Below are 10,349 nucleotides of genomic sequence, written 5' to 3'. Positions count from 1 at the left end.
AACCCCCCCTGCCGATGCTGTACCGGCTGGTGACCCTGAGCGTCGGCCTGACCTGCATCATGGCCATGGTCTCGGCCAAGTACCAGGACGAAGGCCGCGCCGCGGGCCTGTTGGAAGACCCCAACGTGTTTGCCATGTTCATCGCCATCGCCGTGCCCATGGCCCTGTGGCTGGTGTTCAACAGCCCCGGGCGGGTGCAGAAGCTGCTCTGGATCGCCTGCTGCATCCTCTTGCTGGCGGGCATGACCAAGACCAACTCGCGCTCGGGCCTGGTGGTGCTATTGATCAGCTTAGGCATCGTGCTGGTGCACTACCGCACCCAGGTCGCCCACCTGCGCCCGCGGCACCTGGGCTTTGCCATGCTCGGCCTGGCGATCCTGCTGCCCACGCTGGTGGCGTTGATGCCGGAAAGCTACGTGGCGCGCATCCAGTCGCTGGCGCTGCTCAAGTCCGGGGTCAACGCCTTCAAGGATGATTCCCTGGGCAGGCGCTCCTCGTACATCGTGGTCGGCAGCAAGATGATCCGCGAGCATCCGCTGCTCGGCAGCGGTCCCGGCACCTTCCCCCTGCACTATGCCACCACCGGTTACGCCAAGGCCTTCTCGGCCAACCGCAAGGTCGGCGATTTGTACCGCCGGGCGCACAACACCTACCTGGAGATCTTCAGCGAAGTCGGCGTCCCCGCGGGCATCCTGTTCGCCAGCATGGTGCTGCTGGCCCTCTATAACGTCTGGCATGCCCGGCGCCTGTGGCTGCAACAGGGCGACCACTACCAGGCCGACCTGCTCACCCACCTGTGCATGAGCATGCTCGCCATCAGCCTGTTCCTGATGTTCCTCAGCGCGCCCAACCACAAGTACCTATGGATCATGCTGGCGCTGTCCAGCGTGTTGCGCGTTAACGCTGAACAGGCACGCCTGAAACAGGTGAAGGCATGAAAGTCAGTGTCATAGTACCGATGTTCAACGAGGCCCGGCATATTGGCCGAACCCTGCAGTCGGCGCTCACCGCCGCCGCTGATGCCGGCCTAGTGTGCGAGCTGATCGTGCTCGACAACGGCTCCAGCGACGACGGCGCGCAGATCGCCCGCCGCCTCGGTGCCCAGGTGCTGGAGCTGCCCGGGCTGACCATTGGCGCCCTGCGCAATCGCGGCGTGCAGGCCAGCAGCGGCGAGTGGCTGGCGTTTCTCGATGCCGATATCGAAGTACCTGAGCACTGGCTGAGCCTGCTGCTCGACCTGCATGCCGAAGGCCGTGGCGACGTATTTGCCCTGGACTGCGACACCCCGCGCCAGGCGCCCTGGTTCGCCCGCGCCTGGCAACGGCGCACCCTGCGCGCAGGCTTGCCGGCACTGCACCGCATGCAATGGCTGCCGACCCCCAACTTGCTGATGCAGCGCCACTGGTTCGACAAGGTCGGAGGTTTTAGCGAAACCCTGCGCACCGGCGAAGACAAGGATTTCACCTGGCACCTGAACAAGGCCGGCGCACGCCTGTTGGCCCTGCGCAATCCGGTGGCGTTGCACTGGGGCTTCGAATGCAGTTGGAGCGAGTGGCTGGGCAAGGAGCTGTGGCGCCAGGGCAGCAACCTGCAACTGCTGCGCAGCAACGGACCGAGCCTGCGCCTGCTGCGCTTTCCGCTGTTGTCGCTGAGTATCTGGATGCTCGATGCCCTGGCCTTGTCGGCGCTGCTCTTTGGTTACCCCCGCCTGCCGCTGTTCATGCTGTTCATCGCCAGTGCCCCGGCGCTGGTGCTGAGCCTGCGCCAGAGCCTGACACACCGCGACCCGCTTTTTGCCCTGCAGCTCTGGGGGCTGCACTGGATCCGCCTGCACCTGGCCGGCGCGGCCTTCGTGTTCAGCCTGTTCAACTGGAACGCAAGGAGGCCCGCCCGTGGCTGAGTTGATTTTTTGGTTGTGCCTGTTACTGCCATTTTATGCCTGGCTGGGCTACCCCTTGCTGCTGACCCTGGTCGGGCCGCTGTTCCGCCGGCATGCACCTGCGCCGCTGGCGCCGCAACGGGTCAGCGTGGTGGTGGCCGCGCACAACGAAGAAGGCAATATCGACAACAAGCTGCGCAACCTGCTGGCCCAGGACTACCAGGCCGAACACTTGCAGATCGTCGTCGCCAGCGATGGCTCCACTGACCGCACCGTGGCCCTGGCGCGCGGCTTCGACGACCCGCGCATCCAGGTCCTGGACCTGCCGCGCCTGGGCAAGAACAGCGTGCTCAACGTCGCCGTCACCCAGTGCACGGGCGACATCGTGGTGTTCACCGACGCCGATGTGCATTGGATCGACGGCACCCTGGCGGCGTTGCTGACGCCCTTTGCCGACCCGCAGGTCGGTGGCACGGTGGGCAAGATGATCATCCCGGTGCCCGGCAAGGGCCTGAGCCTGGGCGAAAGCCTGTACCGCCACTACGAAGCCTGGCTGCGGCGGGTGGAAAGCCGCACCGGTTGCACGGTGTCCGCCGACGGCGCCCTGCAGGCGCTACGCCGCGAGCTGTACCAGCCGATCCCGGCGCGGGTCAACGACGACTTCTATATCAATACCTGCGCGCCAGTCGCCGGCAAGCGCGTGGTCTACGTCGACGAGGCCCAGGTGCTCGACCAGGGCGTGGACGAGGCCGAGCGCCAGTTCAGCCGCCGTCAGCGCGTCACCGTTGGCGGCCTGATCAGCCTGGCCGCCCGTCGTGAGCTGCTCAACCCGCTGCGCCATGGCCTGTACGCCATTGCCCTGATCAGCCACAAGCTGATCCGCCGTCTGGCGCCGGTGCTGTTGTTGCCGCTGTTGCTGGCCAACCTGTGGTTGCTCGACGGCCACGGTTTTTACCAACTGACCCTGGCCGCGCAATTGCTCGGCTATGGCGCTGCCATCGCCGGCCTGCTGGATGTGCGCCAACGCCTGCCCAAGCCGTTTCGCCTGGCGGCCTTCGTGCTGGTGACCCTGGCCGGAATGAGCGTCGGCCTGTGGCAGTTCCTGCGTGGGCACAGCTACAACCAATGGACCCCCGACCAGACTCGATGAGCACCTGACATGCCGATAAAAACCAGTATCAAGCGTGCCAGCGGTTGGCTGTACCTCAATTCGCCCAAGGGTCGCAGCCAATTGCGCGGCGCCGGGGTGATCCTCATGCTGCACCGGGTGCTGGCCGAGGACAGCAGCGCCGCCCTGCCCCATCGCAACGAACTGTGCGTCGGCCCCCAGGCCTTTGAGCGCTTGCTGCGCTGGCTGCAACGTCACTTTGACTGCGTGCACCTGATGGACCTGCTCAAAACCCACGAGCAGCCGCGCAACGGCGGCCGCCCCAAGGTCGCCCTGACTTTCGACGACGGCTGGCGCGACAACGCCTTGAATGCCTTCCCGCTGCTGCAGCAATACCAGGTGCCGGCGAGCATCTTCCTGTCCACCGACTACATCGGCAGCCGCCAGCGCTTCTGGTGGGAAAGCCTGGGCGAAACCCTCTGGGGCACCCATGGCGAAATCTCCCGCCGGGCGCTGATCGAGCAGTTGCGCAAGATCGGCAGGCCGCTGCCGGCCGCCTACTTCATGAACGAACAGGCCCATGCCCGCAGCAGGGCCCTGGGTAAATACCTGCAAAGCCTGAAAACCCTGAGCCCGATCGCCCTGCATCATCTCACCGATGCCTGCCCGGCCGAATCCCTGCCCCAGGCCCTGGACTGGAACCAGGTGCGCCACCTGGAAAACTCCGGGCTGATCAGCTTCGGCCCCCACGGTGCCAGCCACGCGCTGCTGCCGGGCCTGGACGACCAGCGCCTGGAAGAGGAACTGAGCCGCAGCCACTACGCCCTGCAACAAGGCTGCAAGCAGCCGCTGCCGGTGTACTGCTACCCCAACGGCGACCACGATGCACGGGTGCGCGAGCGCCTGGCGGCGCACTGCTACCCGTTTGCCCTGAGCACCCGCCCGGGGATCTGCCAGGGCCATGACGACCCCCTGGCCCTGCCACGCATCAGCGTCAGCCAGCGCACCGCCAGCCGGCCCACCTTGCTGGCCTGGCGGATCAGCCGCGGGGGCCGCCCATGAGCCGCAGCCACTATGTTCGCCACCTGCTGCTGAGCATGGGCACGCGCCTGGCGATGATCGCCCTGCGGCTGATGCGCAACGTGCTGCTGGCGCGCATTCTCGGCCCTAGCGAGCGCGGCCTGTTCGCCCTGCTCAGTACCCTGCCCGACCTGATCAGCGCCGCCACCAGCGGCGGCCTCAACACCGCCGTCGGTTACCAGGCGGCCAAGCAGCGCAGCATGGGCCTGCTGCTCAGCCAGGTGCTGATCTACGGCTGCCTGGTGGCCGGCGCCCTGACCCTGATCTGCGTGGCCCTGGCCCGGGCGTTCGGCAACGAACTTGAAGTGACCACCCAGCTCGGCCTGCTGGCCTGGCTGTTGCTGCTGGCGGTGCCGCTGACGGTGCTCAAAAGCGGCCTGCTGACCCTGCACAACGCCACCGGCGGCGTCGGCGCCTTCAACGCCTTGCGCCTGACCGAGTCGCTGGTGCCGCTGCTGCTGTTTGTCGGGCTGTTCTGGATGTGGCAGAGCGCGGCGCTGGAAGCGGCGCTGATCAGCTGGCTGCTGGGCCTGAGCCTGGTGGTGCTGCTGGGCCTGTACTGGCTCGGCAAGCAGCACTCGATCCGCCTGTGCTGGGATCGCAGCGGCCAGCGCGAGCTGCTCTCGTACAGCGCAAAAAGCCACCCGGACGTGCTGTTCCAGCAGGTGATCCTGCGCTCGGACTACCTGTTCATCAGCGCCATGCTCGGCAGCGCCGCCCTCGGCCACTATGCCATGGCCAGCGCGGCGGCCGAACTGTTGCTGATCGTCCCTGAAGCGGTGACCACGCCGTTGATGAAGCGCCTGCTGCAGCAGGACGCCGGCATGGACAAGCTCACCCCGCTGGCCCTGCGCCTGACCGCCACGGTGATGCTCGGCGCCTGCCTGAGCATGGCGCTGATCGGCGAGTGGCTGATCGTCACCCTGTTCGGCGCCGAATACCAACCGGCCTACCCGGCCTTGCTGGCCTTGCTGCCGGGGCTGTTCGGCCTGTGCTATGCGAGCATCCTGCGCCTCGACTTGCTGGGCAAGGACCGCCCCGGCACGGTATCGCTGATGATGGGCCTGGGCGCGGCACTGAACCTGGTGCTCAACATGCTGTTGATTCCCGCCTACGGCATCGTCGGCGCCGCCATGGCCTCGTCCATCGCCTACCTGGCGGTGACCCTGGCGATGTTGCTGCTGTACTGCAAACTCAGTCGCGTAGCGTTCTGGCAAACCTTGCTGGTACTGCCCAGCGACCTGGCGCCACTGCGGCAGATGCTGCAACGGCGGCCAGCATGAAGCCCATGGCCCTGGTGGTGAGCGGCGTGCTGTTGAGCGCCAGCGTGCAGGCTGTGCCCTTGCACTGGGGCGACCTGCGCGATGGCAGCCTGTACCTGCAGGCGGCCAAGGCCGACACCGTGACGGTCAGCTGGCAACCGGCCTGGCAGGCCGACGCCAACCCCGAACACATCTTCCTGCTCAATGGCCAGGGCCACTTGCAGGCCGATCGCCCGATCAAGGCCAATGAACCCCGTGGCCGGGTGCAATGGCCACTGGCGGCGAGCACCAGCGACTACCAGCTGGAAATCCCCGGCTACAGCTTCAGGCGGTATCGCATCGAGCACGCCGACAGCACCCGCGCCCTGTTCGCCCCGGCCAAGGTGCACTTCAGTGCCGAAGTCGGGCCCAATGTGGCGCTGTACTTTCGTGTGCCCGCGGGCGAAAAAGCCACCCTGGCCGGTAAATACCACGGCGGCGTGCGCGGTCTGCAGGTGCAGCGCCTGGGCGATAACCAGCAACTGAGCCTGGCGCTCAAGCCCTACCCGGCCTACTGGCAGTTCGATCGTTTGCCGCTGCCGGTGTCCAGTCACGCGCAAACCTTCCGCCTGCAGTTGCAAGGCCGCGGCAAGGCAGCGTTCTGGCTCGACGGCAGCGCCAACCTGTTCGCCCAACAGGCCGAACAACTGGGGCCGCTGCACAACGCCGAGGGCAAGGTCATGCTAACCCTGGGCCACAAGGTGCTGGGCCGTACCCCGGACCTGGGCGTCAACCTGCCTTATGTGCTGCCGCCACCCTCCAGCTATGCCGCGCTCGACGCCCTGCGCCCGCAAGCCGCCGGCTATTACAGCTTTGCCGACTTGCTGGCGCGCCAACCCGGCTACGAAAATGAGTTCCGTCGCTTCTACCAGCAACGCTATGCGATCAAACAAGACATCACCCTGCTGGCCGGCACCGGCCGCGAGTCAGTGTTGGCCGCCAACCGCACCAGCAACGACGGCCTCGACGACTGGCTCAACACCACCCGCAGCCTGGGCGGCAGCACCCTGCACTACCTGGCCTTCGCCGATGAGCCGAACCTCAACTACAGCGACTACCCGAGCTTCAGCCGCTACTTCCAGGCCATGGCCGAGCACGTGCAACACAGCCCAGGGGCCCGCGAGGCCGGGGTACGCATCGCCATGCCGGCAAGCTCGCGGCTGGTCAACGGCCCCCTGCACAGCAGCAGCGAAACGCGCATCGGCCTCGATTGGGCGCGGCGCCTGCTCAAAGACCACGGCCAGCAGATCGACGCCCTGGCCTGGCACGAATGGATGGTCCGCGACCTGCTGGCCACCCGCAGCTACCGCGACTCGGTACGCCAGGCCGCAGCCCTGGTCGGCCTCGATGCCCAAGGCCGGCCGAACAAGGCGCTGCTGCTCGACCAGACCAACGTCTCCAGCGGCTCGACCTTGAGCCCTTACGATCAGGAAACCCACTTCACCGCGCTGTGGTGGGCCTCGGTGGTGATCAACGCCTCCCAGGACGGCCTGCTCGACATGCTCAACTGGTTCCACGTTGCCGATGAGCCCGAGTGGCCCAAGGGCATGGTCCGGGTGCTGGGCGAGAACGGTTTTGAACTCAAGCCCGTGGGCCTGGCCCAGCAGTTCATCCAGCAGCACTGGCTCGACCAGGTGCTGGCCCTGGACAACGACGCCTTCGAAGTCGATGCCCTGGCCATGGCCCGCGGCAAGCAGCGCAGCCTGCTCGGGGTGAACAAGGGCGAGCGCCTGCAGCAGGTGAGCCTGGCCACCGAGCAAAGCTGCCCGCAAGGCGCCCTGACCTTGTTTGGCCCCGACAACCAACCACGCAGCGCGCGCTTTACCTGCGAACGCGGCCGTATTCAGTTTCAACTACCGGGGCAGACCCTGTTCGCCCTGACCTGGAGCGCGTCATAAGCGCGCACCTCACCTGCCAGCAACAGGAGGCACCATGAGTGCTTTGAGCAAAATCCAGGATCGCATCAAGCGCAAAGGACTGCGCAATACTATTCGCGCTGGGGTCAAGCGCTACCTGTTCTACCACTGGGAACTGCTGTGGATGGAGCGTGACCTGGTCAGCCCCGTGCCGCCGCACAAGCTCAAACCCTACCCGGCGTTGCGCGTCGAAACCATCACCGTGCACAACGTGCGGGCCTTCGCCAAACACTTTGGCGAGCGCATCGAGACCATGCGCGAGCTGGCTGGCGAAGGCCACACCGGGCTGATGTTCCTCGATGACGCCGGCGACACCGTGGCGTTTATCTGGGGCAGCCTGCGCCACTACCACGATCGCCACTACTACGGCTGCTGGTTCCCGGTGGAGCCTGGGCAGTTCTTCGAGTTTGGAGGCGAAATGATCCGCCGCTACTGGGGCTCGCAACTGTCGGTCGACGTGCAGCTGGAGCTGTGGAAAGCCATGGCTGCCCAGGGTTGCGACACCGTGGTGGACGTGTGCGAGAGCCACAACATCCCGGCGCTTAAGCTGCACCTGCGCATGGGCTATAAGGAACAGGGGCGGATCATGCACGTGTACTGCCTGTTCGGGCGCTGGAAGTTCTTCCGCGAAACGCGCTACAGCGAATCGCGCCTGGAGGCCCTGCGCAAACCTGAAGCCAGCGCGGCCCCGGCCACGGTGACCTGAGCCCATGAGCCTTGAACTGCAGTGGTACCCGTCGTTGGCGGCGGCGGACTTCCCCGCCGCCGACTACGAGCAACTGCGCCAGCAACTGGCCGACAGCACGCCGTTCAACCACCTCGGCTGGCTGCGTGCGGCGGAAGCGGCGCTGACAGCCGGGCAACAGTTGCAGGTACTGGTGGGCCGCGATCAGGGCAGATTGAGCCTGTGCCTGCCGCTGATTCGCAGCCATGAGCGCTTCGGGCCACTGACGGTGCAAGTGGTGCGCCATTTGGGTTATCCGCTCAGCGACCGCATCGCCCTGCTCTGCGACCTGCCGGCCAAGGCGGCCGCGCAGGTGCTACGGGCAATCCGCAAGCAACTGCCCCACGCCCTGCTGCAACTGGACGAAGTGCCCGCCGGCGCGGTGGCCCACAGCCTGCTCAGGCATTGGGCGCGGCGCAGCTCCACCCATGAACAGCGCCTGAACTGCCGGGTGCCGGTGCACCGCATCGTGCCCGAAGATCGCCAGGAAATCAGCGGCGACCCGCGCTACAAACTGCGCCGCGCGCGCAAGCGCATTGCCGCCTGCGGCGCCCAGGTACGCAGGATTGTCCCGGATGCAAACACCATCGCGCCACTGCTCGATGCCATCAGCGCCGTCGAAGACCTCAGCTGGAAAGGCGACGACGACGTCGGCATCTTCTCTGGCCGCCTGCGCCGCCAATGGATGTACCAGGCCTTCACCGCCCTGGCGGCCCAGGGCCTGGTGCGCCTGGTGCTGCTGGAGCTCGATGGCCGCTGCATCAGCTACCGCCTGGGGGTGTTCGAACGCGGCCGGGTGTACGACTACAACCTCGCCTTCGTGCCCGCCCATGCCGAACTTGGCAGTGGCCGCGTGCTGCTCGAAGAATGGATACATTGGGGCCTGGACGACGGCTGGGAATGGGTCGACGCCTCGCGGGTGAGCCTGAACAACTCCAGCCACCAACTGCACGAACGCATGAGCGCCACCCTTGAACACCAGCGCCAGAGCTTCTACAGCTGGCGCCCCAGTGGCCTGGCCCTGGGCCTGGCCTTGCGCCTGTGGCAACGCTACAAGCCGCAGCTGCAGCGCCTGCGCCGCCCTCCCTCGGCCACAGCCGCCGAGCCCGACTCACCACAGGAGAACCCGGATGCCCTCACAGGTCATCGTCAACGCTGACGACTTCGGCCTCAGCGCCCACACCAACGCGGTCATCCTGCATGCCTTCCAGGCCGGGCTGATCAGCTCGGCCACGGCCATGGCCAACATGCCGGCGTTCAGCGCGGCGTGCAGCCTGGCGCAGTTGCCGGCCTTGCGCGGGCGCATCGGCCTGCACTTCAACCTCACCTATGGCCGGCCCTTGAGCCAGGCCATTCTTGAGCAACCGCGCTTCTGCGCGGCGAACGGCGAATTCGACCTGCGCCTCAAGCAACGCACCCTGCGCCTGAGCCGGGCCGAGCGCGAAGCGGTCGAGCAGGAGTTGCAGGCGCAGTGGCAGCACTGCTTGAACCAGGGCCTGACGCCCAGCCACCTCGACTCGCACCAGCACGTGCACAACATCTGGCCCATTGGCGTCATCGTCGCCCGGTTTGCGGCGCGTGAGGGCGTGGCGGTGAGGTTGGCGCGCAACCTTGGGCATAACATCGGGCCGCTGAAGCGGGTGTTCAAGACGTTGCTTAATCGACGCTTGAAGCAGTTGGCGGGGGCAACGGCGGATTATGTGTGCACGCCTGCGGATTTACGCGCGGGGTTGGCGCCGGCGCAGGGGCTGCTGGAGGTGGTGGCGCACCCGAGTGCGTTGGGGGGGCATGATTTTGGGGATGCGTATTTGGGGAGTGGGGAGTCGTTGAAGGCGTTGGTGGAGTTAAGGTTGGGGGGGGTGCCTAAAACTAGCTATAGCGCCTTGGAGGCAGACCAGCGAAAAAAGACTGTGCTATGCGCTAAATAAAGGTGGTGACCAGAATCCAGAGCGCTCACTGATCTCTGGTGCGTCGGCTGGCGAAAGCCTGCCGACAGCAGCGGCGTTTTTCAAGGTGGTTGTCGCGACAACCGAAGGGCGCAAACTCTACCGATAGTGGCTACCGGCCTCCCGGTTACGACGCAGCTCTCGGCTTACCGTCGAGGGCGCTCGGTTGATCAAGCGGGCGATCCGTCGCAGACTAAAGCCTTGGGCTAGGCCGAGTTGGAGAGTGACGCGTTCTTCGATGCTGAGTTCGTGATAGGACATAGGGCAACACCGTACCGGAATGGTCAGGTGTTGACCCCAGTTTTCGCGGTCGCCCTGTCTTTTCATCAAGGCGACATCGACAGCAGTCTAACTCGGAGACCCTGGATAGACTTACGCACTGTAAACCGTAGGGA

Annotated in this window: 9 protein-coding genes and 1 pseudogene; 9 read left to right on the top strand and 1 reads right to left on the bottom strand. The window is 65.9% G+C overall.

What is annotated here, in order from left to right; genetic code table 11:
- The 9 genes from UW3_RS0102140 to UW3_RS0102100 form a co-directional block, all read left to right on the top strand.
- Nucleotides 1-938 (top strand): O-antigen ligase family protein (locus tag UW3_RS0102140; RefSeq protein WP_010220534.1); only part of this gene is annotated, 938 nt, incomplete at its 5' end.
- Nucleotides 935-1,900, top strand: coding sequence for a glycosyltransferase family 2 protein (locus tag UW3_RS0102135; RefSeq protein ID WP_010220533.1), 966 nt, complete (start codon nucleotides 935-937; stop codon nucleotides 1,898-1,900). The genes UW3_RS0102140 and UW3_RS0102135, both read left to right, overlap by 4 nt.
- On the top strand, nucleotides 1,893-3,029 hold the full coding sequence (locus tag UW3_RS0102130; RefSeq protein WP_010220531.1) for a glycosyltransferase family 2 protein: 1,137 nt from the start codon (nucleotides 1,893-1,895) through the stop codon (nucleotides 3,027-3,029). The genes UW3_RS0102135 and UW3_RS0102130 overlap by 8 nt, the downstream gene beginning before the upstream one ends.
- 9 nt (nucleotides 3,030-3,038) lie before the next feature.
- Nucleotides 3,039-4,049, top strand: a complete 1,011-nt coding sequence (locus UW3_RS0102125; protein WP_010220530.1) for a polysaccharide deacetylase family protein — start codon at nucleotides 3,039-3,041, stop codon at nucleotides 4,047-4,049.
- Complete coding sequence (locus tag UW3_RS0102120) at nucleotides 4,046-5,350, top strand: oligosaccharide flippase family protein (RefSeq protein ID WP_010220529.1); 1,305 nt, start codon at nucleotides 4,046-4,048, stop codon at nucleotides 5,348-5,350. The genes UW3_RS0102125 and UW3_RS0102120 overlap by 4 nt, the downstream gene beginning before the upstream one ends.
- Entirely contained in the window at nucleotides 5,347-7,266 is a 1,920-nt protein-coding gene (locus UW3_RS0102115; protein ID WP_026001162.1) for a hypothetical protein, read from the top strand. The genes UW3_RS0102120 and UW3_RS0102115 overlap by 4 nt, the downstream gene beginning before the upstream one ends.
- A gap of 34 nt (nucleotides 7,267-7,300) precedes the next feature.
- Nucleotides 7,301-7,990, top strand: a complete 690-nt coding sequence (locus UW3_RS0102110; RefSeq protein WP_010220527.1) for a GNAT family N-acetyltransferase — start codon at nucleotides 7,301-7,303, stop codon at nucleotides 7,988-7,990.
- Between the two features lie 4 nt (nucleotides 7,991-7,994).
- Nucleotides 7,995-9,167 carry a GNAT family N-acetyltransferase gene (locus UW3_RS0102105; protein WP_010220526.1) on the top strand — a complete coding sequence of 391 codons (1,173 nt, stop codon included), beginning with the start codon at nucleotides 7,995-7,997 and terminating at the stop codon, nucleotides 9,165-9,167.
- Nucleotides 9,139-9,936: a carbohydrate deacetylase gene (locus UW3_RS0102100; RefSeq protein WP_010220525.1), complete on the top strand. Its 798-nt coding sequence runs from the start codon at nucleotides 9,139-9,141 to the stop codon at nucleotides 9,934-9,936. The genes UW3_RS0102105 and UW3_RS0102100 overlap by 29 nt, the downstream gene beginning before the upstream one ends.
- 123 nt (nucleotides 9,937-10,059) lie before the next feature.
- Here the strand turns inward: UW3_RS0102100 and UW3_RS28025 are convergent.
- Nucleotides 10,060-10,215, bottom strand: a pseudogene (locus UW3_RS28025) (helix-turn-helix domain-containing protein); the annotation flags it as partial.
- Nucleotides 10,216-10,349 lie beyond the last annotated feature (134 nt).

This window comes from Pseudomonas donghuensis, assembly GCF_000259195.1.
Classification (GTDB): domain Bacteria; phylum Pseudomonadota; class Gammaproteobacteria; order Pseudomonadales; family Pseudomonadaceae; genus Aquipseudomonas; species Aquipseudomonas donghuensis.
The sequence above is the reverse complement of the archived record's forward strand: the minus strand, read 5'-3'. Positions and strand labels throughout refer to the sequence as shown.